Source organism: Collinsella sp. CLA-ER-H3, assembly GCF_040092425.1.
Classification (GTDB): Bacteria; Actinomycetota; Coriobacteriia; order Coriobacteriales; family Coriobacteriaceae; genus Collinsella.
Genome location: NZ_JBBNLP010000004.1, coordinates 95,874 through 120,632 on the forward strand (window position 1 = coordinate 95,874; position 24,759 = coordinate 120,632).

The 24,759-nt window shown below is 58.5% G+C and carries 23 protein-coding genes; 11 read left to right on the forward strand and 12 right to left on the reverse strand.

Translation table 11 applies throughout. The annotated features are described in order from the left end of the window. Window positions 1–5 precede the first annotated feature (5 nt). From AAAX32_RS04525 to AAAX32_RS04555, 7 genes are all read right to left on the reverse strand, one after another. Complete coding sequence (locus tag AAAX32_RS04525) at window positions 6–974, reverse strand: hypothetical protein (RefSeq protein WP_349100111.1); 969 nt, start codon at window positions 972–974, stop codon at window positions 6–8. A 153-nt stretch (window positions 975–1,127) separates the two neighbouring features. Continuing rightward, window positions 1,128–1,586: a hypothetical protein gene (locus AAAX32_RS04530; protein ID WP_349100112.1), complete on the reverse strand. Its 459-nt coding sequence runs from the start codon at window positions 1,584–1,586 to the stop codon at window positions 1,128–1,130. Window positions 1,587–1,628: 42 nt separating this feature from the next. After that, complete coding sequence (locus AAAX32_RS04535; protein WP_349100113.1) at window positions 1,629–2,126, reverse strand: hypothetical protein; 498 nt, start codon at window positions 2,124–2,126, stop codon at window positions 1,629–1,631. Window positions 2,127–2,135: 9 nt separating this feature from the next. Continuing rightward, a complete protein-coding gene (gene pglX / locus AAAX32_RS04540) occupies window positions 2,136–4,622 on the reverse strand; it encodes a BREX-1 system adenine-specific DNA-methyltransferase PglX (RefSeq protein ID WP_349100114.1) in 2,487 nt (828 codons plus the stop codon). Window positions 4,623–4,688: 66 nt separating this feature from the next. Next, window positions 4,689–8,351 carry a BREX system P-loop protein BrxC gene (gene brxC, locus AAAX32_RS04545; protein WP_349100115.1) on the reverse strand — a complete coding sequence of 1,221 codons (3,663 nt, stop codon included), beginning with the start codon at window positions 8,349–8,351 and terminating at the stop codon, window positions 4,689–4,691. 78 nt (window positions 8,352–8,429) lie between these two features. Further along, complete coding sequence (locus AAAX32_RS04550) at window positions 8,430–9,032, reverse strand: DUF1788 domain-containing protein (protein ID WP_349100116.1); 603 nt, start codon at window positions 9,030–9,032, stop codon at window positions 8,430–8,432. A gap of 91 nt (window positions 9,033–9,123) precedes the next feature. Continuing rightward, entirely contained in the window at window positions 9,124–9,774 is a 651-nt protein-coding gene (locus tag AAAX32_RS04555; RefSeq protein WP_349071419.1) for a DUF1819 family protein, read from the reverse strand. Between the two features lie 340 nt (window positions 9,775–10,114). Between AAAX32_RS04555 and AAAX32_RS04560 the strand changes: the two genes are divergently transcribed. The 3 genes from AAAX32_RS04560 to AAAX32_RS04570 all read left to right on the forward strand — a co-directional run bounded on the left by AAAX32_RS04560 (window position 10,115) and on the right by AAAX32_RS04570 (window position 12,779). Beyond that, on the forward strand, window positions 10,115–10,288 hold the full coding sequence (locus tag AAAX32_RS04560) for a hypothetical protein (protein ID WP_349100117.1): 174 nt from the start codon (window positions 10,115–10,117) through the stop codon (window positions 10,286–10,288). Between the two features lie 130 nt (window positions 10,289–10,418). Continuing rightward, window positions 10,419–11,543, forward strand: a complete 1,125-nt coding sequence (gene serC / locus AAAX32_RS04565; protein ID WP_349100118.1) for a 3-phosphoserine/phosphohydroxythreonine transaminase — start codon at window positions 10,419–10,421, stop codon at window positions 11,541–11,543. 72 nt (window positions 11,544–11,615) lie between these two features. Further along, complete coding sequence (locus AAAX32_RS04570; RefSeq protein WP_349100119.1) at window positions 11,616–12,779, forward strand: phosphoglycerate dehydrogenase; 1,164 nt, start codon at window positions 11,616–11,618, stop codon at window positions 12,777–12,779. Between the two features lie 347 nt (window positions 12,780–13,126). Here the strand turns inward: AAAX32_RS04570 and AAAX32_RS04575 are convergent, their stop codons facing one another. Further along, window positions 13,127–14,107: a hypothetical protein gene (locus tag AAAX32_RS04575; protein ID WP_349100121.1), complete on the reverse strand. Its 981-nt coding sequence runs from the start codon at window positions 14,105–14,107 to the stop codon at window positions 13,127–13,129. A gap of 223 nt (window positions 14,108–14,330) precedes the next feature. Between AAAX32_RS04575 and AAAX32_RS04580 the strand changes: the two genes are divergently transcribed. Further along, window positions 14,331–15,551 (forward strand): M20 family metallopeptidase, encoded by a 1,221-nt coding sequence (locus tag AAAX32_RS04580; protein ID WP_349100122.1) that lies wholly within the window; start codon window positions 14,331–14,333, stop codon window positions 15,549–15,551. A 39-nt stretch (window positions 15,552–15,590) separates the two neighbouring features. After that, window positions 15,591–16,274, forward strand: a complete 684-nt coding sequence (locus tag AAAX32_RS04585; protein ID WP_349100123.1) for a DUF1015 family protein — start codon at window positions 15,591–15,593, stop codon at window positions 16,272–16,274. 129 nt (window positions 16,275–16,403) lie between these two features. Here the strand turns inward: AAAX32_RS04585 and AAAX32_RS04590 are convergent, their stop codons facing one another. The 3 genes from AAAX32_RS04590 to AAAX32_RS04600 all read right to left on the reverse strand — a co-directional run bounded on the left by AAAX32_RS04590 (window position 16,404) and on the right by AAAX32_RS04600 (window position 18,354). Continuing rightward, window positions 16,404–17,039 (reverse strand): histidine phosphatase family protein, encoded by a 636-nt coding sequence (locus AAAX32_RS04590; RefSeq protein ID WP_349100124.1) that lies wholly within the window; start codon window positions 17,037–17,039, stop codon window positions 16,404–16,406. Window positions 17,040–17,056: 17 nt separating this feature from the next. Then, window positions 17,057–17,599, reverse strand: coding sequence for a histidine phosphatase family protein (locus AAAX32_RS04595; protein WP_349100125.1), 543 nt, complete (start codon window positions 17,597–17,599; stop codon window positions 17,057–17,059). Between the two features lie 83 nt (window positions 17,600–17,682). Then, the gene (locus tag AAAX32_RS04600; RefSeq protein WP_349100126.1) at window positions 17,683–18,354 is read right to left on the reverse strand and encodes a nitroreductase family protein; all 672 of its coding nucleotides are present in this window, start codon (window positions 18,352–18,354) and stop codon (window positions 17,683–17,685) included. Window positions 18,355–18,618: 264 nt separating this feature from the next. Here AAAX32_RS04600 and AAAX32_RS04605 point away from each other — a divergent pair, with 264 nt between their 5' ends. Continuing rightward, the gene (locus tag AAAX32_RS04605; protein WP_349100127.1) at window positions 18,619–19,221 is read left to right on the forward strand and encodes a DUF308 domain-containing protein; all 603 of its coding nucleotides are present in this window, start codon (window positions 18,619–18,621) and stop codon (window positions 19,219–19,221) included. Next, window positions 19,222–19,704: a DUF188 domain-containing protein gene (locus AAAX32_RS04610; protein WP_349100128.1), complete on the forward strand. Its 483-nt coding sequence runs from the start codon at window positions 19,222–19,224 to the stop codon at window positions 19,702–19,704. 133 nt (window positions 19,705–19,837) lie between these two features. On the opposite strand, the gene AAAX32_RS04615 is transcribed toward AAAX32_RS04610, so the two are convergent. Further along, window positions 19,838–20,932 carry a putative manganese transporter gene (locus tag AAAX32_RS04615; RefSeq protein WP_349100129.1) on the reverse strand — a complete coding sequence of 365 codons (1,095 nt, stop codon included), beginning with the start codon at window positions 20,930–20,932 and terminating at the stop codon, window positions 19,838–19,840. A gap of 171 nt (window positions 20,933–21,103) precedes the next feature. On the opposite strand from AAAX32_RS04615, the gene AAAX32_RS04620 reads away from it, so the two are divergent. From AAAX32_RS04620 to AAAX32_RS04635, 4 genes are all read left to right on the forward strand, one after another. Next, entirely contained in the window at window positions 21,104–22,072 is a 969-nt protein-coding gene (locus AAAX32_RS04620) for a 3'-5' exonuclease (RefSeq protein WP_349100130.1), read from the forward strand. 349 nt (window positions 22,073–22,421) lie between these two features. After that, a complete protein-coding gene (locus AAAX32_RS04625) occupies window positions 22,422–23,612 on the forward strand; it encodes a hypothetical protein (RefSeq protein WP_349100131.1) in 1,191 nt (396 codons plus the stop codon). Window positions 23,613–24,031: 419 nt separating this feature from the next. Further along, entirely contained in the window at window positions 24,032–24,397 is a 366-nt protein-coding gene (locus AAAX32_RS04630; RefSeq protein ID WP_055252065.1) for a metalloregulator ArsR/SmtB family transcription factor, read from the forward strand. Window positions 24,398–24,460: 63 nt separating this feature from the next. Next, window positions 24,461–24,679: a heavy metal-associated domain-containing protein gene (locus AAAX32_RS04635; RefSeq protein ID WP_035137286.1), complete on the forward strand. Its 219-nt coding sequence runs from the start codon at window positions 24,461–24,463 to the stop codon at window positions 24,677–24,679. The last annotated feature ends 80 nt before the right edge of the window (window positions 24,680–24,759 follow it).

Sequence of the window (24,759 nt, forward strand, 5' to 3'; positions counted from 1 at the left end):
TGCAGTTACTTAATCTTTGCCAGCACATCCTGAAACTTGGCGTAGTTGACCTTGACGCCGTCATCCAGGTCGATCTTAATCATCTGGTCTGCCAAGTGGTGCAGTTTCTCCTCGTAGGCAATGGTCTCTTTGAGCTGGTCGTTGAGCTTTTTGATGCGCTTATCCAAGCGCACGCGCTCGCCGCGCTCGGCACTGACAAGGGCATCGTTGGCATACCCGATCTGGGCACGGTAGCGCTCCTGCTGCTCATGCACATAGTCGGTGCGGATGCGAGCCAACAGGTCAGGCTGGTAGCGATGCATGTAAACAAGGCACTTGAAGCCGTTCTTCTTGCCGCTGTCGAACAGCCAGTAGATAGGGCGCTTCTTATAGGTCTGGCAGTGGTCCTTAAAGAAGTCCTTCAAAAAGTAGGTGCGGATGACCTCGCGCGAGGTGCCCTTGCCGCCGAGCGCCTCGGCAATAAAGGCCAGGTTCTGCTCGAGCGTCTCCTCGCCATACACGGTGCGCACAAAGTCGATAAAGTAACGCACGATGTCGTCGTCAAAGTATTCGTCATCGGTGATAGGCAGCACGTTGTCGCTATCTGGCATAAAGGTCACATTCTCGGGATCGGGCATCTTGGCCAGATAGTCAGAGACCGTGGCACCCTGGTCGGCCAGAACCAGACCGTCCACGTCCAGCGAATAGCGGCCGAACATGCAGCCCACGGCATAGCTTATGAGCGAGGTGATCTCATCGCGCTTGGTACGCACGTATTTGTTACCCTTATAGCTCTCGGGAATCTCGTCGGCGGTGTCGAAGATGCGCGCCACCGAGACGTACTTATCCTCGACCTCGATGGGCACCTCGCCCTCCATGTTGTAGATCTTGGCAAAGATTCGGTTGAGCTCTTCCTCGTTAGCGCGAAGCTGCTCAAAGCGAGCATTGACCTCGGCCTTGCGAGCCTCGTATTTATCGGCCAAAAGCGTTGTCATTGTGCCGCCTTCCGTTTCCCATGGTCTTTCAATTAATCGGTCGCCGTGAAGGAATCAGGCTCGAAGCTCAGCCCCATGCACCGCGCGATGCCGGTGCATCTCTCGCTCGAAAGCAGCTGATTCGTCTTAGTTGCGCGATATGAAATCGCTCGCCTATCCAATGGAAGCTTGCAAATCGAGTTCCTGCCACACGTATTTGCCAAACACTCCCGATGCTGGACTAAACTCAAATGCGCATTCTCGAGATTCGCTCCCTTCCGAAATCACAAGGAGCAATCGAGAGCCCCCCAACAGATGGTGAGCGGCCCCACAGCGACAAATCGCATGGTAATCTTGCGAACCGACTGTCTTCTCGGTAATCAAAAATGAAAGCTTCGCTAAACCAGATGGATCAAAATAAGGGGTATTATGAGCGGGAACGTCGCACATGTGTGGCTCCCTACACTTTATTAAATCGAGCTGCAAAACCGCATCCGTAATCGCAAAGTCCTCTGACTTTTCCTGCTCAACGCACTTCAGCTCAATGCATATTTCTCTAGTCTCACCACGGAGAAAACGATCGACCGCCTGTGGGTCGTAATTTTGAGGTTCATAAATACAACAATCAGACATGGTTATTACCTTTCGAAACTACAGCGTCCTTGCGGAAGCAGCTTATCTTTGGATAATTTGATCTATTGCACTTCCGGCAATAATACCCACGGCATCGGCAGTCCACTTCAGTGCCGTAGGCGTCTCATTCATAGCCTTGTCATACTGACCGCGGCCAATCAAAGCAAGGCCCTTTTTCGTTATTTGTAAGCCAACACCTTCTTGTGAAAACGCCAAATAATCGGCATCCTTCAACGACTGAATGCACCCAGCAACATCGACTGCAGGAATACCCCAAACAGAAACGTCGATTTCGGAAATACGCTCGTTTTCAAGCTCGATAATCTGCCACAGCAGTTCCCTAATGATGCATGCATCTATGGGACGCTTCGCATCACAGGGAATGATCCACCTGAATGGGAAAGAGGTTTCTTTTACCGCACCATAAATCAAATCAGCCCTACACCAGGCGGAAACATCTCGTTTATCGGCGTTCCACTTTTCAGCACACTCCGCTGTAGTTCGTTTCGTCTCTTCGACAAGTTTGTAGGATTTAGCCACAATGCTCACCTACAACAGCGGATGACGTTTGAAATCCCAAGAGGTTTCAAACGAGTCGCAATCTAGCCTTGAAATGTCCAGACAATAATCCACCAAACCATCAACCGCCCCATGCTCAGCAGGCTCAATAGCGATGGGAAGCTTGGCGATATCACCGGGTTGGGCATTTAGCGTGGGAACAAGGAAGGACGTTGCCGTTGCAACAACGGATGAGTTAAGCAACCCAAGCAAGTACTTCATATCGCAGACAGGAGGAAACATAGCCACGGCCGCAGAGTCAAACAAAGACCCGGTAGGCTGCATTCTAAATGCAATCTGCCCAGACGTAATTCTTGAATACGTGATGCACGATAAGAAGGCAATTGAATCCTTTATCCTGGATGCGCCAGGTGCCGCGGAAAGAGAGCGGCCATTCTTGGCATATTCAATAACGTGATCCCTGTTGCCATACCATTTCCTAAAGGAACCACCCTTATTGTGCGGATACCATTTTGCATCTAGGCTCAAACTGGATTCGGCAGAGTTACAAGCGACGCTCATGTCCCCAAGAGAGCATTCAAACCAATAGCGCAAAAAACGATCGTTATCACTTGTCTGCAAACCGACCTGCGGCTTGGCAAACAAGCCAAGCTTTTCCTTATTCGTAAACGCATCCAGAAGGGCATCGCTGGCCCAGTAGGCTATGGGAGTGCCGGGGATCTTCTTGAAGGTGTCGGCGTCGCGACGGTAGAACCAGCCGCAGTTAGGATTATGGATGGCCTCCAGCGCCTTGGGAGCCTGAACCGCGGGACCAGGAAAATCGGCAAGACGAACGTATCCGCCCTTATAGTCATCGATATGCGAATTGTGATAGGTAAATGTGCAGATAGGCACAGTTGCCCCTGCAAAGCCAGAATACTCGAGCTGAATGAGCGTGGTTAGAGTCTTGTCATCGATAAGCCTATTTCGAAGCTTCTCGTAGCTACCGATAAACATCCAAACGAACGGGGTCATCATTCCAACTTCGCCGTGCTCGCCGGCAAAGTCCATAATACGCACGATGAACGAAGAGAACAGGTCGCTCTTCACGTCAGGATAGTTCTTCTTGATCCACTTGCTCATGAAGGGGTTAAAGCTACTGCTGCCCATATACGGAGGATTCGCAACGGTGCAGGTAAAACGACGGGACAGCTTCTCGCAGATGGCGGCAGCGCTTTCGAGCTTAGTTTTGGCCGTAGCGGCAAAAAGGTCATCGGAACAACTCGCGGCGGCAGCCTTGAGCTCGTCGATCTCGTCCTCTGAAGGATTGAGCAGCGAACCGATCTCGCCCAAATGACTCAGCTCCTCGGCGAGCTTCTTGTTACCCGGCAGCTCGTCCTCCCCTAGCGGGATGCTCGAGAGCACGGTAATGTCGGCGCGAACGTCACGCCTAAAGAAGCGACGGTCGTGCTCGCGGGCGCACATGGCAAGCGCCAGCTCCGCGATCTGTGCCGCGCGGGAATCGATCTCCATACCTGCAAGGTTTTTAGTAAGAATGAGCTCGGGAATCTCGCGCTCACGATAGCCGCGCTCTTCGTACATATGGAAGAGCAGCTCAAACGCATAGACCAAGATATGGCCCGAGCCGCATGCGGGGTCGCAGAGGGTTATCTCCTCGGGACTCGAAATGCGGATGAAGTCCTCGTGCTCAGCATCGGGCTCGATGTAATACTCCATGCGCTCGCGTAGCGAACTCCCCGGATTGTTGAGCATCCACAGACGGCCGAGCGAGTTCTCGACCATATAGCGCACGATCCACTCGGGGGTGAAGAGCTGCGTGGCGGGCGCGATGTCCGCCGCCGCTGCCTTGCGCTTGGACTTGAAGAACTCGTCTTTAACGTCGGCATTGTAGTACTGATACATCCAGCCCAGAACGGTCACGCCCTCGCGCCAGTCCTCGTCATCGAGGACGGCATTGAGTTTGCCCACCACACTGTCAGCCATCATGAGGCCCTGGGGCAACAGCAGCTCCATGGCTCCGCCCACGCGTTCAAAGACGCCCGCCAGGCAATCGGCAAGCTCCTCGCACTGAGCAACAAACAGGTAGCGCCACAACGGTTCATCCAAGCCCGCCATCTTGAGCTCGGCTATGCGATCGGTATCGGCCGTCGTTATTTCCACGTCCAGCGCGTTCTCCACGGCCTCGCTGCCATGGCTGCCGTCCGCACGACTTAGCATGCGCATACGGCTGGGAAGCCATCCGCGTGCATCCATAAAGCGAATGGCCACGATGCGGTTGAACCAGGTGTAGGCCGCTCGGTCGCAGAGCGCCTCGTGACCCACCTCTGCCTGCATGCGCAGCAGTTCATCGCGTTGCTCAACCTCAGCCGGGCTTAGGGGCAGGCTGTTGACGGTCTCGGACCCAGCGGGCGCAGGTGCAGGTTCAGTGATGCCGTAGCGCACCATCTGCGCCTCAACGCCTTTGATGAGCTCCGTGCGGGCCCAGGTGCAGAAGCTCTTAAGAGCAGAATCGTTCATGGTTGATGAGCCTTTCTAAACGCCATAAGCAACCGGCGCACGTTTTGGCGCCGGTTGCCCCGCGGGTTAGTTGATACGGATCTCGTCGTTTGCAGCGAGTGCCTGCATAAGGCGGGAGCGCAAGTCATCCACATAGCGCTCCACGTCCTCTGCGGACAAGAGACGACTCGGCTTGGCCAGATCGGCGCGGCGCACGGTCTTGATCTTGCGCTGGGGCTTGGGCGCGGGCACGGGAGCAGACGATGCGGCGCCCTTGTTGGAGACCTTCTTGACCACCTCACCCGTACTCGTGACCTCAGTGGTGCGGCGCTCGTTGTCCATGCGCATGCGGGCCGCATCCACGGCGTCGTATATCTTGTTGGTTGCAGCAACGATCCAGTTGCCCCAGTTAGTCGCGGCAACACTCAGCTCGTTGAGGCTTTGAGCACTGTGGGCACGGTTTTTGAACGACTCGTATTTGGCGGCGGCTTCTGCTATGGCATCCTTGGCTTGATTGACAAAGCCCTTTTGACTCTCAGCCTGTGCCTGCAGGTCTTGCAGATCGCTCTCGATGCGGCACAAAAACTCATTGCGGCGGATGCCCAGCAGCTTTTTTATGTCGTCCTCAACGGGATCCATAAGCGGCTGCAGGTCTTTAATGCGGCCATAGGGCTTGGGATCTTTGAGGATCTCGCGCACCTTTGCCACGTTCTCCACCGCGCTGGGAATGTCATCGGAGGCATACTCGATACCCTCGGTGCGGCTCAAGAAATCCCTAGCGTGGTCAAACGCTGTTCGTTGGTTGGACTCTAAGAATTCAACCACCTTGTCAAAGTCTTCCTTGGCATCGAGCAAGCGCTCCTCATGCTTGGTGAACGTGGTCAAGAACGCCTCGGACTCGTTCTGGTCCTTAAGGACGTCGGCCACCTCCGAGCGCATCTTCTCACACTCGCTCTCGCCAGGATACGGATAGAGCGGTTTGATACCCGTATAGTAGTCGCGTGCTATGGCGAGGCACGACTCGCGCAAGTCCTCAAGGCGCTCCTTGAGCTCGACCACGAGCCTATCCTCGTTGGAGGGCACGGTCTTGAGATCAAACAGGTCACACATGAGTTCGCCCGTGGCGCGCAGCAACCGGTCGCTCATGCGCATGCGCAAGCGCACCTGGGCCTTATCGGCATCCTTGCGAAGGAGTGCCACCATGCGGCTGTCGTTAGTTTGAACCGTCTGACCGCCAAACAGCACCTGCGCGCGCTGCTCTACCACAAGCTGCGCCACCACATTTGCGATGTCGACCTCGCGCCAGCCAAAGGGCCTTTGCTGGTACTGGCGCTGGATATCGCCCATAGCGGTATCCAGGTGGCGCTGGCGCTGAACTTTGAGGTAGTCCTCGACCTCCTTGAGCGCACGCGTGTTACCCGCGTCCATGCCAGCGAGCCCCGCTTGAACGTTGCCCGCCAGAGTGGAGCGGATATCGGAATCGCTCATGACCGGCGAGCCGATATAGTCGGCCTTTTCAAAGACCACATCGCACAGCTGCGCCAGCACCTGGTCGAAGACCTGGGCAGGTTTGGCCGCGCGGACCTCAATCATGCGCCCGTTGACGGCGCATCGCGCATGGAGCACGGCCTCGCTCAAAAGGGCATCGGCCTCTTTCTCGTTATAGGCCGCCTCGCGCATCTTGGACTCGACGATCTGGCGCGTACTTGGCTGAAGCTCCTGGAGATTTCGCGTCTTGGCGTACTTGCGGATCTTGGCGGCGTTGACGAGCGTCTCCCAATAATCCGCCTCATCGCTCAAGGCCACGATGGCTTTGCCCGAAGAAGCCAAGGCCAGCTCGGTATCGTCCGCACGGCCCAGGTCGCTCGCCATAGTCGCCACGCAAAGCTCCATGCCGCCCATGCTGGTACCGTGGATTGAGCCGTCCACATAGCGGTCAAACGGGAAGTCATTGGCCCCACGGTTGAGTTTGCGCGCGGTATAGATGCTGTCGAACAGGCGCTTTTTGATAGACTCGATCACCTGCGCGTTATCGATCGGGGTGCGTGCGATCTCCTGCGCTATCTCCTGCTCCTCGTCGGTGAGGAAGCTATAAGTATCGCCCTGGCGTGCCACGTAGTTCTCGCGCTCCAGGCGGGCAAGGGACTCCTTGACGCGGTCCTTGAGGGCGCGCATGTCCACGTCGAGGCCGTCGATCATGAAGATGGAGATGTTCTCGACCGTAGCCTTAACGTAGCCGATGTAGCGGATCAAGTACAGGAGCTTGAGCACCTGAACGTCGTAGGGTTCAAGGCCCTTTGCGTCCTCGGCCGCGCGGACCGCGCGGTCGACCACCTGGACGATGCCGTGCTCAAGGTCTTTGGAGATAGTGTCGAAGAAACGCCAGAAAGGCACGAGTGCACCGGTCTGGTCATGCTGGATGGCCTGAGCGCTCTCCTGAAACGCGCTCAGCATGGAGCGCTCGCCCGTGGACATGTGCTTGGCCTTGACACCGTGTTTGCGCACCTCGGTCATGACGTCGGGCAGAAGCTTAAACTGGTAGCCCACAAACGGGTAGCTAGCCACAAAATCCTTGGAGTTGGCGTAGCCGGCAAGGTCGGAGCGCGAGCCACCCTCAAAGGTAAAGTTGTTTTTAAGCACGGCGGCGTCTTGCTCGTAGACCTGTGCAAGCATATCAGCCACCGGCGCGGTCTTCTCGAGCACACGGCGCTGGATGACCTCGTCCACGCTGGAGCTGGAGAGCGAAAGGCGGGTATTGAAGCGGCCCTGGATCTTTGAAAAGTCGTTGCCCACGGGCAGGCTCAGGTTGTCGATGGCCTCCTGGCTCGTGACCATCACCCACACGCGGCCACCGCAGGCGGCACCCAGCTCCTCGACGATGGTCTGAAGGCTCAGCATAAGGCTTGGGTCCTTGTCGTTTGTAATAAACTGACCCACCTCGTCGACCATAAAGAGCAAACGGAAGTTGCCGCCGCGGGCCGCCGCCTGAGCGTCTACGTAGTCCTTGACCTTTTTGGCAAAGACATCGGGGGCCAAAACCTCGTCCTCAGAACCCTCGAGCCAGTTCCATGCGGCCTTTTCACTCATGCCGAGCACGCTCTGCAGCACCTCGACGACGTCGTCCTCAAAGTAGCTGTAGGTGTCGCGGGTCTGGAGCCAGGACTCGCCGTTCACGCGCTCAAAGGCCTCGCGGAACTCCTGGGTCTTGCCCAGGGAATCGATGTAGTCCTCGAGCTTTGCAAGCTTGAGGTCCTCGCCGTAGAAGCCGCGCGCCTCGTAGAACATGCGCTCAAAGCCGCGAAGCAGCGCCGTGGGAGCCGTATCGCCCTGCTTCCACTGGCCCGCCTTGCTATCGATGTTAAAGAGGATGGCCTGCGTGGGCACCGAGCAGGCGCGCTCCATGGCAGCCGCGACCATGGGGTCGACGATCTTGCCGTCAAAGTAGCGGATGGCGCTCTTACCGCCGATCTGGCGATTCTCGAGCAGGTAGCTCAGCATCTTGAGGAAGTGCGATTTACCGGAACCGAAGAAACCACTGATCCACACGCCGATCTTGTCGGTGCGCGCATCGATGGCATCGCCGTAGGCCTTGAAGAACGTAGCAAAGTGCCTCTGCAACTCGCGCGTCACCACGTACTCGTCAAGCTCCTGGCGGATGGACCCATCTTTTGAATCCTGGACCTTGACCACGCCGTTGATGGAGCGGTTGATGTCTTTTGCAAAGAGGTCGCGAATGATCGTGTTGTCCATGGGTGCTCCTTTGGGTTTGGGAACGTTATGGCAAAGGGTTGTTACCGGCGGCAGGGACTTGCCTGCGGGGAGCCGTGCTTACGAGATATCGATGGCGCGGTAGTAGTTGTCGGCCGGCAGACGGTTAAAGAGCTGGAAAGAAGAGCCGTTGAAACTGCCCGGATAGGCGGCGACCAGAGGCACCTCATCAAAATCCGCAAGCATGCAATGGAGAAGCGTGTGCATGCGAAAGAATGGGAAGACCTCGCCCGCGCCGGTGAGGAGAACGACGTCTCCAGGCGCGTGCGGCTCGGTCTGCTCAAGGATGTACGCGGCGACTTTCTCGGGCGAGGCGAACTTGGCCACGTCCTCGAGCACGCGCTGGGTACCGCGGCGCTCCTCTTGGCGTGGGATGGCCTTAAGGACACGGCGCTTTTCGAGAATTGCCAGCACGGCGTCGTAGAGGTTCACGACCTTGAGCGTGCACGGAAGCTTGTCGGCCTCGGCATCGCGTGAAAGGGTGTCAAATAATGCACGCGCCTCAAACTCCAGCGCGGGGTCATAGCAAAAGGTGTGGAAGCCGATCTCATTGCCTATGCCCTTGTTAGCCAAAAAGTCCTCGCTGCACAGGCATTCGCGCAGAAGCTGCGCGCGGCGCTCAAATTCCTGACAGGCGTGCTGAGAGCGGACATGCGCCGCCACGACGCTCTTACGGGAATGGATGCCGATATTGGTGGTGAAATCGGTCGCCGGGGTGATAGCAGGTTCGGCGGCGCTGTTGACGGGAGCCGCGCTACATCACCACCCTGCCGGTAAGGGCCGCGATAAGCGACTGCTCGCCCAGCAGAACCAAGGCTCGCTCGACATCGGAATCGAGGAAGAGTGGTGACAGACGCTCGGACTCCGGGCCCTGGCCCTCGCCGATAAGGCCGGCATGGCGGAGCGTCTGGCGGAGCGAGCCCTTAATGCGCTTGACCGTGGCCTCAGTCCAGCGGGCCGCGTCCGGATACTCCGTGGTAAAGCGTGTCATAAAGGCATTGAGGTCAACCGCCGTAAAGGCATAATCGAAGTTTTGTAGGCGCTCCCCTACCTCGACGAGCACGAGCTCGCGCACGATATCGTAGCGGCAGATCATGCTGTAGAAGATGGCCTGGTCCGCCTGCGTGGGAGTGCCGGATGCCATGAGCCTGGTTAGGGATGACACAGCCTCGACGGCGATATTGGAGTCGATGCCACGCACGGCGCATGCGGCGTCCGTGGGCACCATGGCGTCGAGGCGTCGAAGGCACACGGTTGCGCGGTTGGCGACCATGCGCTCCGTGGGATATTGAAAGAGGTTCTCGCTCTTTACGCGTACAATGACCTGCTCGTCGCTTGCGCCCTGCATACGAAGGGCAGCGACGATGCGCATCTCATGCGGGAGGAATTGCTCGCGGGTGAGCACCCCCCCCCCGAACGCTTTTTGTGGTTACATCCACAGTACACGCTCCAAGGGTGTCAAAGGCTGTCACAAGTGCGCCGCAACCCGGCGGGCAGGCGCGGCGCACATGACAATAATCATACCTGTTGGTAAAAAAGTTACCACGCCCAGAGTGTCAAATGTTGAGCAACAAAATTAAATCCGGTTAACGGTCATTTTCGCAGCTTAGAAACTTTAACGAGGTCGCCCCAAATCACACTTGCCAGACAACCGCGCTTACGAATGCAGGCACGCACACGCCCAACGCCACCCTCCGCTACACTCAACATAGAGTTCTACATATGATTCTAGTAAGGAGTTTCATATGCCTGTCGTAAAGCCTATTTCTGATCAGACGCGCGCGCTAACTACCATTCAGGAACGCGAAGATTACATTCAACGTACCATCACTCATGGTTATGACGACCTCACCAACGGTCGTGTGCGCCCCTGGAAACAAGCGAAGGCCGAGGCGGATCGGATGCGAGCCTCGAGATAAGCCCTCCCCCATGTAACCATCCTGTAAATCATAGCGGCGCACTCGAGTTTTACCGTGATGCGGTCGCACCCGGCGCTGCACTGTGCTAAAGTATCCCGAACGTTCAAACGACTACGAGGGGACCTAGAAGATGGCACGTGTGCACAACTTCTCAGCTGGCCCGGCCGCGCTGCCCACCAGCGTGCTCGCCGAGATCGCCGACGAGATGATGGACTACCGCGGTTGCGGCATGTCCGTGCTCGAGATGAGTCATCGATCTAGCATGTACCAGCAGATCATCGACGACGCCGAGGCAACCCTGCGTCGCCTGCTGAACATCCCGGACAACTACCACGTCCTGTTTTTGCAGGGCGGCGCCACGCTGCAGTTTGCAGGCATCCCCATGAACCTTATGCGCCGCGGCCGCGCCGGCTACGTCGTGACCGGCAACTTTGCCAACAAGGCGTACAAGGAGGCCGCCAAGTACGGCGAGGCCGTGCTGCTCGCGAGCTCCGAGGACACCAATTTCGACCGCATACCCACCATAGTCGACATCAACGCGCGCATTGCCGCCGAGGCCGCGGGCGGCGGGCTCGACTACGTCTACATCTGCCAGAACAACACCATCTTTGGCACCATGTACCACGAGCTGCCCGCTTGCGGCGACGTGCCGCTGGTCGCCGATGTCTCGAGCTGCTTTCTGTCGCAGCCGCTCGACGTTGAGCGCTACGGGCTCATCTACGCCGGCGCGCAGAAAAACGCCGGCGCCGCGGGCGTCACCGTGGTTATCGTGCGCGACGACCTGATTGCCGACGGTCCGGCCTTTGCGCAGACGCCGCAGTACCTGGACCTTAAGACCCAGGCCGCCAAGGGCTCCATGCTCAACACGCCCAACACCTTTGGCATCTACGTGTGCGGCAAGGTGTTCCGTTGGGTTGAACAGACCGGCGGGCTCGCAGCCATGGCCGAGCACAACTGGGCCAAGGCCAACCTGCTCTACGACCTGCTCGAGAACAGCGAGCTGTTCCATGGCACCACGCAGGCCGACAGCCGTTCCATCGCCAACGTCACCTTCCGCACCGGCGACGCCGACCTCGACGCCGCCTTTGTTGCGGGCGCGGCAGAGCACCAGATTCAAAACGTCAAGGGCCATCGCCTGGTGGGCGGCATGCGCGCGAGCGTCTACAACGCCGTGACCATGGAAGACGTGCAGGCGCTGGCCACGTACATGAAGGACTTCGAGGCGCAGCAGAGTTTGAGCCCGCGATCTAACTAGCCCGCAGCACGCGGGCCGACCAGCCATCTCAAACCACCCTGTTTAGATCAAAACCTGCTAAGGAGTTTTTCCATGCGCAAGATTAAGACCATCGACGACATCACTAAAGACGGCAAAGTCGAATTTGGCGAGGGCTACGAGTTTGTGGGCACCGCCGAGGAGGCCGACGCTATTCTGATGCGCTCCACCGACCTGCACGGCTACGAGCTGCCCGAGGGCATCCGCGCCATCGCCCGCTGCGGCGCCGGCGTCAACAACATCCCCGTCGAGGAGTACGCCAAGAAGGGCGTCGTCGTCTTTAACTCCCCCGGCGCCAACAGCAACGCCGTCAAGGAGCTCGTCCTGGGCATGCTAGTACTCTCGAGCCGCGGCGTGGTACAGTCGATGAACTGGGTGCGTGACAACGCCGACGACCCCGAGATTCAGGTCGACGCCGAGAAGGCCAAAAAGGCCTTTGTGGGCCGCGAGCTCAAGGGCAAGCGCATCGGCGTCATCGGCCTGGGCAACGTAGGCTCCAAGGTCGCCAACGCCTGCGTCGACCTGGGCATGGACGTTTACGGCTACGATCCGTTCATTTCCGTCGAGCACGCGTGGGTGCTGAGCCGCGAGGTGCAGCGCGTGGGCACGCTCGAGGATCTGTGCCGCGGCTGCGACTACCTAACTGTCCACGTGCCCAGCAAGGCAGACACCATCGGCATGATCAGCACCGAGCAGATTAACCTGCTGGCACCGGGCGCAGTGCTCATCAACTACGCTCGCGAGACCATCATCGACGAAGACGCCGTCGATACCGCCCTGCGCGCGGGCAAGCTCAGCTGGTTTAGCTGTGACTTTGCCACGCCCAAGACCGTCAAGATGCCCAACACGTTTATCACCACGCACTCGGGCGCCGGCACCGGCGAGGCCGAGGCCAACTGCGCCGACATGGCCATCAGCGAGCTCAAGGATTACCTGGAAAACGGCAACATCGCGCACAGCGTCAACTATCCCGCCTGCAGCATGGGCAAGGCGCGCGCCGCAAGCCGCATTGCCTGCCTGCATGCCAACGTGCCCAACATGATCGGCCAGATCACAGCCATTCTCGCCAAGGACAACGCCAACGTGCAGCGTATGACCAACGAGTCCGCTGGCGAGAACGCCTACACCATGTTCGACACCGATGAGCACCTGGACGGCAGCACGATCGAGGCGCTCAAGCAGATTCCGTCGATGTATCGCGTGCGTGTGATCAAATAGCGCCGACGCCAAGCCTGTCAGACAGGCCACGAAGCCCATTCGGCCCCCGTTTTCACGAAACGGGGGCCGATTTTGTTGCTCCGGACGACTTTAAAATGATACCCAGAACAAGTTTTTTCAGATAATCGATAGTGAGGCTCAAGTCGCTAAGCACACTCGCTTTGATAAACAGCTTTATCAGGGACTTTAGTAGGTAAAAATCGATCTCTATGTGCCGAATGTAAGTTGACTGTCTATTTTCCGAAACAACTTATTCTAGATAGCATTTTTAGGGTCCCTCCAAGGCAAAATTGAAGCCTTTTTGCGACCAGAACTCTAGCTCGCGCTACCGTTTACCCACCGCGCGGCTACATTCCTGCCCAATCGATAAAAATCTCCTCACGAAGCCGCCGTTCGAGCTCCTGCTGCCGCTGCGTCTTGTCTTTCAGCGACACATCGAGATAGGACATGATGAGCTCCATCACCACGCGGAAGGCATCGGGGTCGACCAGCTGACCATAGGTCATCAAAACGACGGGATATCCCATCGCTTGCAGCGCCGTCGTTCGATCGGAGTCCGAGATCTTGGATTCAATGGATCCATGAATGGCTTTACCCTGGCATTCAACCAGACACTCTCGGCTGCCGTCCTTATTTGCCAGCAGAATATCGGCATAGCGCCTATCAAGCCCCGAAATCAGGCGGGCACTGCGCGTCATACGAATCTCAACGTTATTGGTAAGGCGCAGCCCTTCGCCGCCGCGCAACCTCGTAAGGCCAAACAGCATCGAAGCCTGGACCTCGAGCGGCGATGCCGCCACCCCCGTAATGCATTTCGCGGCACGCGTGAACGATTTAGCGCCACGGAGCCCCGGGATCTTATCGACATACTCGGTAAGTTCAGAGAGCTCAATCAGGGGAGGTCGTTTCCACAAGTCCGTTGGATTCCCCGAGGTATCCTTTACGTTTTCCCAGCCCGACCGTGCGTCGCCCCACCGGTCCCCATATGCCTGCACAAGTGCCAACTTTACCTGAGGCGCAATCTTGCACACGGCAAAGGTGCCGCACATCTCATACATGCACATGATCAGACGCTCGTTTGAGACCGAGGAAGCCAGGGTCAGCAGGGTAAAGAGCGGGGACGCGACATCGAGGCCAAACTCTGTCTGCCGCACGGAGTCAAACGGCCTCTCCCCGTTCCAAACATGCCTGACAATGCGATCGCCCTTACGTCCGCAGCCGCCCTGTGCCAACACGTGTAACGGGGTGCCCAGGAAATGCTTGACGAGCGGATGCTCACAAAGATGCTCCCTGCGCGGATCGTCCGCAGAATCGGGCAGGTCCGGCATTATCGCCAAAACCTGTGGAGGTATCCGGTGATACCGAAAGGCAGATATGTCACACAGCATGTCGTCCATAAAGGCTACGTACCCACCGCGCCGTTTGTAAACCCGCTCGGACGGCAAACGCGCTGGCTCGGCCTGCGAACGGTAAATGCTGCTGCGCGCGCGTCGCGAATCTCTCAGGAGGCTTACAATCGGTTTGGAAAGCAAACTGATTGTGAGGTTGCATATGGTTGATGAGGACTTTGCCTGGCGGCTTGCGCAGGAGCTCGTGCGGATCGACAGCTCAGACCCGGGCGCGTATGAGGATGAAATTGAGCGCTTCATTAAGAGGCTCATTGAGCAGCAGCTGGCACAACTTGATAGTTCTGCGCTCGATGCCGTGCAGATTGAGGAGCTCGAAGTGCTGCCCGGGCGCCGCAACCTTATAGTCACCGTGCCGGGCCAAAGCGACGAGCCGCGGCTGGTCTATATCTGCCACATGGATACCGTCACCTTGGGCGATGGCTGGGACGCAGACATCGCACCGCTTGGGGCGGTTGTGCGCGACGATAAACTCTATGGCCGTGGCGCCTGCGACATGAAGAGCGGCCTGGCCTGCGCCATTGCCGCACTGGTCCATACGCTCGAGCGCGTGGCGGCGGATGGCGCGTTGCCCCGCCGCGGCTTTTCGCTCATCTGCTCGGTCGACGAGGAAGACTTTATGCGCGGCTCAGAGGCCGCGATCGATGCCGGCTGGGTCGGCTCGCGTGAATGGGTGCTGGACACCGAACCCACCGACGGACAGATCCAGGTGGCGCACAAGGGGCGCACGTGGTTCGAGATTGAAATGGCTGGCGTAACGGCGCATGCGAGCCAGCCGTGGAAGGGCACGGATGCCGTCGCCGCCATGGCCGAGGTCGTGTGTTCGCTCCGTCGCGCGTTTGTGGCGCTGCCCGCGCACGATGAGCTGGGGTCTTCGACCATCACGTTTGGCCAAATCGAGGGCGGATATCGCCCCTATGTCGTGCCCGACCGCGCCAAAGTCTGGGTCGACATGCGTCTGACCCCGCCGACCGATACGGCCGCCGCGACGCGCATGGTAGAGCAGGCCATCGCCGTCGCCGAAGCCGCCGTTCCCGGTTGCCACGGCAGCCACACCGTGACGGGCGACCGCCCCGCCATCGAGCGCGACCCGAACTCTCCCCTTCTAGCAGCGCTCAAGCGTGCCGCCGATGACGTGACGGACGCGGACACGACCGTCGGCTTCTTTACCGGCTACACCGACACCGCCGTCATTGCCGGCAAGACAGGCAACCGCAATTGCATGAGCTACGGTCCCGGGTCGCTCGCACTCGCGCACAAGCCCAACGAATATGTGCCCCATGCCGATATCGTTCGTTGTCAGCAGGTGCTAATCGCGCTCGCCGATAACGTGCTCTGGGACGCGAGCGGCCAAGTTGGGGCATAATAAGCCGCGAACAAACCGACTCGTGCGTTAGGACCGCCCATGAAAGCACTTCCGTTTCCCTGCATCCGCCCGGCTCAGGACCGCGTGCTCGAGGCGCTGCCTGCAATGGGCAGCATCCTGAGCGGCAACGATGCTCTGCGCGGAGCCCTTGCCGATGGCCTGATGCTCAAGGACCCGGGTGCGGCGTATTACGTGTACGAATGCTCGGGTGAGCCGGGACGCGTGACGGGTGTCGTGGCGATCTGCCCGACGAGTGTACTTGCGGGCGACAAGGGCGATGCCAGCGCTGACGTGGCCGCCGCCGCGCGCGCGATCGCCGAGCTCAAGGTGCAGCCGCGCCCCGTGTCGCTCGCCTACGAGGCCTCGCCCGTCATGGATATCATCCTGGGCGCCGCCAAAGAGGGCGCGTCGCTCTACGCCGTCACCGACCCCGCGGGCATTACGCACCGCGCGTGGGAGGTCAAGCGCGAGGACGCCGTCGGGGCCATCCGCGCTATGCTCGACCAAGCACCGGAGCCGGCACTGGCCGACGACCCCGCCTACGCCGCTGCTCTGACCGGGGCGTCGCAGCTGCTGGCCGATGAGACCCGTGCCGCCGGAACGTACACCGGCAAGGAGCCGTTCAACTTTACCGTTGCCGTGCTCTTCCCCGCCGCGCAGGTCAGCGGCGCCGCACCGCAGGTTCCGACAGGTCTGTTCACGCACCAGGTCGCGCGGTTCTAGCAAGACCAGAGCGCCCAACACAAAAATCGGCAGCTCAACAAACAGGGGGCGGAGATGCAGCAGGTACATGCATCTCCGCCCCTTTTGCGTCGAGAAGCTATGCCGGCGACCCGCGCCGCCGCGCTCGCGTTATCCGCGCTGCGGACCTGCAGTAGCCACAAGCGGTTCAAGCCCCAGCTCGCGCGCGTAATCCTCCTGCGTAAAAATCTCAATCAGCTCAAACGTACCGGCCTCGTCGTCAAACACGAAATGTAGCACCGAGCAGTTGCCCGGCACACGATCGCGCTCGTCGGCCGCCGCACCCTTCACGTGGTCCATGAACTCCTTGATGGCCGAGCCGTGGCTCACCGCGAGCACGCACTCGTGGTCCGGGCGACGCATAAGATCGGTCAACGTCGCCACCATGCGCTCGCGCACCTGCATCTGGCCCTCGCCGCCAAACTGGCGATAGAAGTCGCGCCACGGGCGCTCGGGCATGAGCATCACGCGCTCGGCCTCAAAGTCGCCAAAGAACCACTCACGCAGGCCGTCCAGGCGCTCATACGCCAAGCCCGGCCACAGGTTGGCGATAGTCTGCTCGGTGCGATGAAGTGTGGAGGTGTAGGCATGATCGGGCTCAATGCCGCGCGCACGCAAGAACATGCCGGCACGCGCCGCCTGGTCGCATCCCAGCTGCGTGAGCGGCGAGTCACTCCAACCCTGAATAATGCGCTTAAGGTTGAATATTGTCTGCCCATGACGAACCAGATACAGGTCTTTATTCATAGGGGTCCTTTCGTTCGTTACCAATCAAGGAGCGAAAACGCCCCGTTGCAATAGCAAAAATGAAGCACGGCACCGTTGTCGGGTAGCTCTCCCCTGCCAGTCACATACTCAAGAAACTCCTGGCAGGCTGAGCCGTGGGAGACTGCCAGCACGCAGTTATGCTGGGGGCGGGCCATAATGCGCGACAGCACCGCGACCATACGCGACTGGAGCTGCACTTCCGACTCGCCGCCAAACGCGACCGGATAATCGCCCCAGGGCTGCGGCGGCATATCACGATTTGATGTGCCCTCCAGCGAGCCCAAATGCCACTCGCGTAGGTCATCGACCAGCTCAATGGAACGGCCCTCGCCAACGATAAGCTCGGCCGTATGCCGCGCCCGGCCCAACGGCGAGGAATACACATGATCAAAGGCCACGCCACGCGCCGCAAACGCCGTACGCGCCGTCAGCGCCTGCTCGCGCCCGCGCGCCGTAAGCGGCGAATCGTGCCAGCCCTGCAAAATGCTCTGCACATTGAGCTCAGTCTGCCCATGACGCACCAAATACAGATCTGCCACACACCCTCCCCTCGTACCACCACAAAGGGGACAGGAGCCTTTGTGGTGATTTTGCCGCCGGATTGCACCGCAACGACGCACAACTACAGCAGCACGTCGGCAAGCGGACGCTTGGGTACGTGGTGCAGCCGCGCCTCGTCGCGCCAATAATTGATGGAGCCGTCGGGGTTGGAATCGATCGCATCGATCACCTGTGTCTCGGCCGGAATGCCAAACGCCATGATCAGCTTGAGCTCATACTTGTCGTTATCGAGCCCCATGGCATCGATCGCATGGGGCGTAAAGGCCTTGAACATGCAGGCTGCCACCTCGGGCGTGGCGCTGCGGGCGGCGAGCATCATCGTCTGCGCGGCAATGCCTGTGTCGACCTCGGTAATGGGAGCGGCAGGCTTGCCCGGAACGGCGCGCTCAGCCAGAATCGCGATGTAGCCGGTCGGGCGCTCGCCCTCGGCAGGACCCGGCCAATCCTTAAGTGCGCCGGCCCATGCGAGCTCGTCAAATACACGCGCGCAGTCCTCTGCACCGCTTACCGCATGAAAACGCAGACGCTGAGCATTGGCACCACACGGGGTCAGGTGCGCCAGCTCCGCCAGCTCGAGCAAAAACTCACGCGGCACGCGCATGGACTCGTCAAAGCGACGGCACGTGCGGGCGCGGCGAACCAACGCATCAAACGCGTCCAAGCCGAGCTTTTCGCAACCTTGCTTTGCCATCGACTCAGCGCTTACCGGCGCCTCGGGAACTGCTTCGTTCATAGGGACCCCCAATACAAGCCAATTGTCCTTAGGAAAATCTAACCTAAAACGCAGGCAATTACATACAGCGGCGTAATGTTCTACAGCTGTTGATTAATCCTCACTGAAGCGGGAACAAAAGTAACAGTTCGGGAATGTGGGGCGGCAATTCGTCCTTCCCGCCCCATGCATCGGCGCCCTTGGGCGATACTTGTTGCAGCACTTTTGGCGTACGCCGCACGGAGAGCAATGGACGCGACGTGCACCACACGGAAAGGAGACGTTATGGGCATCTTTAAGAACGATGACCAAAAATCGAGCCAGTTTGGATTTGACGAGAAAAGCATGGCGGGCAAAGCCGTCAAGGCCGTGCGCTGGATCTACGCCATCACGGGCGTCGTGGCACTCATTGCTGGTATCGCGCTGCTTTTTGCACCCGCCAAGTCCCTCGTCTTTTTGACGACCATCCTGGGTTTTTACTTTGTAATCACCGCTGCCATCAGGCTGTTCACTGCCATTTTTGAGCCGCTGCTGCCCACCGGCTGGCGCGTGACGAGCATCATCTCCAACCTACTCATTATCTTGGGCGGCGTCATAATCCTGCGCAACCAGGCCTTCTCGACCGCGACGCTCACCACGATGGTGGTTATCGTGGCCGGCTTTGGCTGGATTGTCGAAGGTGTCATGTCCATTCTGGAGTCCGAGCTTTCGTCCAACCGCGCCCTCGCCATCCTGAGCGGCGCGCTCTCCATCATCGCCGGCATGTTCGTGTTTATCTATCCGCTGTGGTCGGCAAAGATGCTCGTCATCTTTAGCGGCGCCGCGCTGCTGGTGTTTGGCGTAACGCTCATTGTCCGCGCTATTCAATTTGGCAAACTGGTGCACTAGATGCCGCGAACGCTCTTTATCGATGCAGACGCCTGCCCGGTCACGCGCGAGTCGATTGACTGCGCGCGGCGGGCGGGCGTCGCCGTTGTTATCGCCGGCAACAGCACGCAAAACCTGGAACGGCACATTCGCCGCGACGACCCGCGCGATGCCGAGCACGCGCGACGCGGCTTTTGGGTCACGACGCTCGATGTGAGCGTGGGCGCCGACAGCGCCGACTTTGCCATTGTCGAACGCCTGCAGGCGGGCGACGTGGTCGTGACGCAGGACATTGGCTTGGCGAGCATGGTGCTCGGGCGCGATGCCGCCGCCATCGGTGTGCGCGGGCGCGTCTACGACAAAGCGACCATCGACATGCAGCTGTTTATTCGCCACGAGGAAAAGAAGGTGCGCCGCGCCGGCGGACGCACTCGCGGACCGGCGGCATTTACCAGCGAAGACCGCATCCGCTTTAAACGCAACCTCACCGAGCTACTGCGCTAACCAAGGTAGATTTTTGGGACATGCCTAAAAATCTACCTTTTTGTTTTGGCGATTGACGCGCATCCAACGCCCAAGTCATGGCGGTAGATTTTACGGCATACCCCAGTTTTTACGGCCTATCCCAAACATCTACTTAGAGACCAACGGCGGAAAGGATGAGACCCCAGCCCGCGCCGATAACGTACATCATAATCAGGAACACGACGTTTTCGCGGGCGCTGCGGTTGGTGCGGAACAGCACCAGGTAGCCCACGCCGGCGGAGATAAGCGTGCCGGCGAGCATCGGTGCCAGCTGCAGCGCACCTTCCAGATACAGCTGCGTGATAACGACGCTGGCCGAGCAGTTGGGAATCAAGCCGATAAGCGCCGAGCCCAGGACCGCAAGCGTCTCGTTACCGCGCAGGAACTGCTCAATCGCCGATTCGCCGAATGTCTCGAGCACGGCGACCAGAATCAGCGTCACCAGAAAAATGAATACCGATACCTGTATGGTGTGCGAGATCGCACTGCGGATAATTGACAGAACGGGCGCGCCCTCGTGGGAGTGGTCGTGGCTGTGGCCGTGGTGGTGCTCATGCTCGCCCATGTGACCGTGATCATGGCTGTGTCCGTGGTCGCGCTCATGTTCATCTTCATCATCATCGCAACCGCAATGGTCACGCTCGCACAGCTCATGGATGTGATCGGCGCTCACGCCCGCCTCGGCCACCTCGTCAATGATGTCACCGCCAGTGTGGTCGTCGTGCGCGCAATTCACGTGGGCCGGGTTGGCCGCGATTCCCAGCACGGTACGGCGAATCGTCGCATGCGCGCGAGCGTTACGACGCAAGCCGCGAATGGCGGCGTCCACGATAAAGCCCGTGACCAGCGCGATCAGTGCCTTCGAAGCCAAAAGCATCGCCATGGTCTGCACGGGCACCTGCTCGGCGAGCAACAGCGGCAGCATCTCATCGGAGGTCGAAAGAAACACCGCCACCAACGTGCCCAAGGTCACGACACGACCGGCGTACAGCGTGGCCGCCATTGCCGAAAAGCCGCACTGCGGCACCATGCCCAGTAACGAGCCAACCACGGGGCCCGCGGCACCAGCGCGCTTGATGGCGCCGTTAACGCGGTCACCCGCGACGTGTTCCAGGGTCTCGAGGGCCAGATACGTCACCAACAAAAACGGCACCAGCGACAGCGTGTCCTTGCCGGCGTCGAGCAAAATATCAATCAGCAAATCCATGACGGATGGAACCTTTCGTGTCTTTCGGCAGCATTGTAAAAGTCCTAGCGGTCAACTAGGGTATTGTAGTTGTCCCGAGCGCGGTGCCAATAGTTGCCCATGGCAAACTATCATCTCGCCACAACTCAGTAACCCTGAGCCGCGCGACGCGGCCCATCCAAGGAGCAGCCTATGAACGTTTCGCAAGCACTCGAATACGAACGCCAACCGTTTATCCCTATGTTTATCTATGGCGATCACGGTGCCATGGAGTCCGAGCGCCAGAAGGGCGAAGAGGCCCTCAAGGTGCTCGAGACCGAGTATTTTACTGCCGAGGACGACCCCGGCTTCGACTTTGCCACCGTGCGCGACCTGGCCGACCGCAACCGCGACCTTTGCGACCAGATTGGCGAGGCACGCCTGCGCAATGTGACGCCCGCGACGCTCTCGCGCGGCCTGTCCGACGCCGACACCTGCGCCGCCATCGGCAAGATGCAAAAGCGCACCGCCGCGTCCGTTATGCGCGAGATCCGCGGTGACCGCGACGCGCTCGGCGTGGCCTACGCCCGCAAGCCCATCCAGGGCACCGTGCTCGGTATCGACATCGAGACCACCGGCCGTGCACCCGAACGCGGCTATATCATCAACGTGGGCTGGGAGATCATGGAACTCACCAGCGACGCCATCCCGCACGACGCCGAGGCGCACTACTGCGGCCTGCCCGACATCTACCGCGGCGAAGATGTGCCGCTGTCGAATATCCACCACATTACCTGGGACGACATCGACGGCAAAACGCCCTTCCGCGAGAACAAGGAGCTGCAAAAGCAGCTGCTCAAGCTTATGAAGAAGTACCCGTACATGGCGCATAACGCCGCCTTTGAGGACAGCTGGTTCAAGATTCACCTGGACGGTTACGCCGAGGCACGCCGCGCGGGTAAGATCATCGTCATCGACTCGCGCCAGATCTGCCGCAGCCTGGATGCCGATGTGCGCTCGCTCCCCCGCGAGTCCGCCCCCGCCGCACTCGAGAACTGGGCGCGCCGCCGCGGAACCCTCGCCGCCGACGCCAACGAGCAGCATCTGGGTCTGGACGACACCGACCTCATGCTCCGCACGGTACAGGCCGAGTTCAACCTCAAGAACCTATTCGCGAAATAGCAACGCCTGCGACAAACACTGCTTGCTCACGAGCGGCCTCGCAGCGGGAAACACCGCAGCGGGGCCGCCCTACGTTCCACAGATAGATCTGCCATCACAAATTCTGAACCCTCATTTTGAACGATTTCGGCCAATTCCCGACACGTAATTCGTTGTCGGATGGTGATGCATCGATATCAAATGTGCAGCAATTGAGTTTTTATATGCTATAGCTAAGCTGCGAGAACATTGATTTTAGGCGTGCCAACCCATAATTGCGTCAAGCTTTTGGACAGCATTTGGTTAGGCCCCTAAAACGACTTTCCCACTCAGCGCCATCAACACGGCATTAGCTGACACGATATATACCATGAGTATCGTATTGTCACATACCACTGCAAAAGCGGTCTACCAGGCCGCGCATTCGGCGTCTGCGAAAGACACCAAGCCCTGTAACCCTGCCGCGATTTACGGATCATGTCCCACCGGAACGCTCCTTGACGCAGCCGCAGAATGGCTCACCAAACACAATGTTTCCCTCGACGCAAACGATCCCCTCGAGGTAATGGTGTTTGATCGCAGGAACGCACGCTACGCGATGAACTGTCGATGCCACGTTTCGTCAAAGCGATTCTCAAACTCACGCTTTATAGAGCTCGGAGAAGGCATCTTCGTTGTTGGTGTTGAGCTTTGTGCACTTCAGGCCGCCACCTATCTCCCTTTTCTCGAACTAGTGGAGTACTACTTTGAACTGTGCGGCGCCTATTCCCTAGGAACCGGCTCTTCAACCTCCTATACCGAGCGTTTCGCGCTTACCTCGACCGAGAGGCTAAAGCAGTTCTTTAATTCCATTACCAGATGTGACGGTTTGGCCCTTGCCCGAAAGGCGATTCAATGTGTACGCGATGGATGCCGGTCTCCCATGGAAACGGCCTTTGTCATGATGCTTACGCTGCCCAAAAGCGAAGGTGGACTTGGTATTAAGGGAATTGAGACCGATTACGAGGTACAGGTCACCGCCGCCGCAAAAAATCTCACGAGACGCAAAAAGTTCTTTATGGATGCATATCTGAAGAGATCTCGAACAGATATTGAATACAACGGTTTTTATCACGACGCGGAAGAAGACCGCGCCATCGACGAAGAACGCAAGAACGCACTTGCGTCCATGGGGTACGGAATCATCACCGTCAGCCGTTATTCCTTTATGCATGCCAGCTCTTTCGTTAGGGTCATGGAGGCAATCCAGCGGAAAGAAGACATACGCCCATCGCGTCTGCCAAAAGACTTTCGAATCATGCAAGAGGACCTGAGACTGTTTGTGCTCAGACGATTTATTGAGGAGAAGAAACGAATCCAGGAGGAGCTTCGCCAAGATTCCGAAGAGCGTCAAAGAATCGACCTCGAAAAAGCAATGCTCGAAGGCATCACATTAGACGATCCGACGATTAACGAGGCTCCGGCAATCGATGACATGCAGACTGTCGAATCCGACAGCCCATCATTTGCCCAAATAAGCAGCCTCGCGCCCGAGGGCAGAATCTTCGGGGCCGGAAGCTAGACCGGCTAACAAGGTGGGTACCCTAGCGATGTGCAAAATTGCGAGTATTCAGCAGGGTCGGCCCTCCAGCACCCACAAGTTAATCCAAATGAGAAACAAAAACGCTATCGAACGGGAACGTTAGGCAACATTTGAGGAAGACCTTGTCTGTTTACCGCCCTTGGATAACTCTTGAGCGGCTTTATTTGGCCTGGAATAGATTAACGGACCCCCTATAGTTGCAGAATACTCCAATTTTTGCACGGCGCGGGGGCACCCACCCCGGCATCGGCTATCAAAACCGCTCAGTCCGGAATCTCGTCCACTATTCCCCATCATTTTGTGCGACGAATTACCTGAACGTCATTGACATATGAACATGCGCTCATATAATCGGAAGTAAGTTATATGAGCGCATGTTCATATGAAAGGATATTGCAATGAGCAGCCACGCTGATGAAACAAAGACTGGCATCGAGGCCACCGAGCCGATCGTCCCCACCACCTGCTCGCCCGAGGACCTTCCCGACGAGGAGCTGTTGTACGACCTTGCCGACCTGTTCAAGGTCTTCAGCGACACCACGCGCATCAAGATTCTCTATGCCCTCATGGGCCGCGAGCTCTGCGTGGCCGACATCGCCGAAGCGACCGCAACCTCGCAGTCTGCGGTGTCGCACCAGCTGCGCACGCTTAAGCAGTCGCACCTGGTCAAGTTCCGCCGCGACGGCCGCAACATTCTCTACTCGCTCGCCGACGATCACGTCTACACCATGCTTAACCAGGGCATGAGCCATATCTGCGAATAGCAATCAACCACGGTATCAGCGCGGCCGGCACCCAGACCGCTAACACAGGGAAAGGAACCCACCATGAAAAAGCAGTTTAAACTCGACGAGATCGACTGCGCCAACTGCGCGCGTGAGCTTCAGGACGAGCTGGCCAAGCTCGAGGGCGTTAAATCCGTGTCCGTCAACTTTATGACCCAGAAGCTGACGCTCGAGGCCGATGATGCTGAGTTCGACGAGGTGCTCAACCGCGTTGTTGAGTTTACGGCCGACGCCGAGCCGGACTGCGAGATTATTCTCTAGCCCAGGTTTACGCCAACCTGCAAGGCCGCGCTTGCCGCGGCCTTTGCTCGCGAAATTATATGAGCGAGTGTTCATTCATT

What these genes read in the sequence shown, in the direction of transcription:
- AAAX32_RS04525 (WP_349100111.1), bottom strand. Translation starts at nt 974, where the DNA reads ATGACAACGCTTTTGGCCGATAAATACGAGGCTCGCAAGGCCGAGGTC.
- AAAX32_RS04530 (WP_349100112.1), bottom strand. Translation starts at nt 1,586, where the DNA reads ATGTCTGATTGTTGTATTTATGAACCTCAAAATTACGACCCACAGGCG.
- pglX (WP_349100114.1), bottom strand. Translation starts at nt 4,622, where the DNA reads ATGAACGATTCTGCTCTTAAGAGCTTCTGCACCTGGGCCCGCACGGAG.
- brxC (WP_349100115.1), bottom strand. Translation starts at nt 8,351, where the DNA reads ATGGACAACACGATCATTCGCGACCTCTTTGCAAAAGACATCAACCGC.
- AAAX32_RS04560 (WP_349100117.1), top strand. Translation starts at nt 10,115, where the DNA reads ATGCCTGTCGTAAAGCCTATTTCTGATCAGACGCGCGCGCTAACTACC.
- serC (WP_349100118.1), top strand. Translation starts at nt 10,419, where the DNA reads ATGGCACGTGTGCACAACTTCTCAGCTGGCCCGGCCGCGCTGCCCACC.
- AAAX32_RS04570 (WP_349100119.1), top strand. Translation starts at nt 11,616, where the DNA reads ATGCGCAAGATTAAGACCATCGACGACATCACTAAAGACGGCAAAGTC.
- AAAX32_RS04575 (WP_349100121.1), bottom strand. Translation starts at nt 14,107, where the DNA reads ATGCCGGACCTGCCCGATTCTGCGGACGATCCGCGCAGGGAGCATCTT.
- AAAX32_RS04580 (WP_349100122.1), top strand. Translation starts at nt 14,331, where the DNA reads ATGGTTGATGAGGACTTTGCCTGGCGGCTTGCGCAGGAGCTCGTGCGG.
- AAAX32_RS04585 (WP_349100123.1), top strand. Translation starts at nt 15,591, where the DNA reads ATGAAAGCACTTCCGTTTCCCTGCATCCGCCCGGCTCAGGACCGCGTG.
- AAAX32_RS04590 (WP_349100124.1), bottom strand. Translation starts at nt 17,039, where the DNA reads ATGAATAAAGACCTGTATCTGGTTCGTCATGGGCAGACAATATTCAAC.
- AAAX32_RS04600 (WP_349100126.1), bottom strand. Translation starts at nt 18,354, where the DNA reads ATGAACGAAGCAGTTCCCGAGGCGCCGGTAAGCGCTGAGTCGATGGCA.
- AAAX32_RS04605 (WP_349100127.1), top strand. Translation starts at nt 18,619, where the DNA reads ATGGGCATCTTTAAGAACGATGACCAAAAATCGAGCCAGTTTGGATTT.
- AAAX32_RS04610 (WP_349100128.1), top strand. Translation starts at nt 19,222, where the DNA reads ATGCCGCGAACGCTCTTTATCGATGCAGACGCCTGCCCGGTCACGCGC.
- AAAX32_RS04615 (WP_349100129.1), bottom strand. Translation starts at nt 20,932, where the DNA reads ATGGATTTGCTGATTGATATTTTGCTCGACGCCGGCAAGGACACGCTG.
- AAAX32_RS04620 (WP_349100130.1), top strand. Translation starts at nt 21,104, where the DNA reads ATGAACGTTTCGCAAGCACTCGAATACGAACGCCAACCGTTTATCCCT.
- AAAX32_RS04625 (WP_349100131.1), top strand. Translation starts at nt 22,422, where the DNA reads ATGAGTATCGTATTGTCACATACCACTGCAAAAGCGGTCTACCAGGCC.
- AAAX32_RS04630 (WP_055252065.1), top strand. Translation starts at nt 24,032, where the DNA reads ATGAGCAGCCACGCTGATGAAACAAAGACTGGCATCGAGGCCACCGAG.
- AAAX32_RS04635 (WP_035137286.1), top strand. Translation starts at nt 24,461, where the DNA reads ATGAAAAAGCAGTTTAAACTCGACGAGATCGACTGCGCCAACTGCGCG.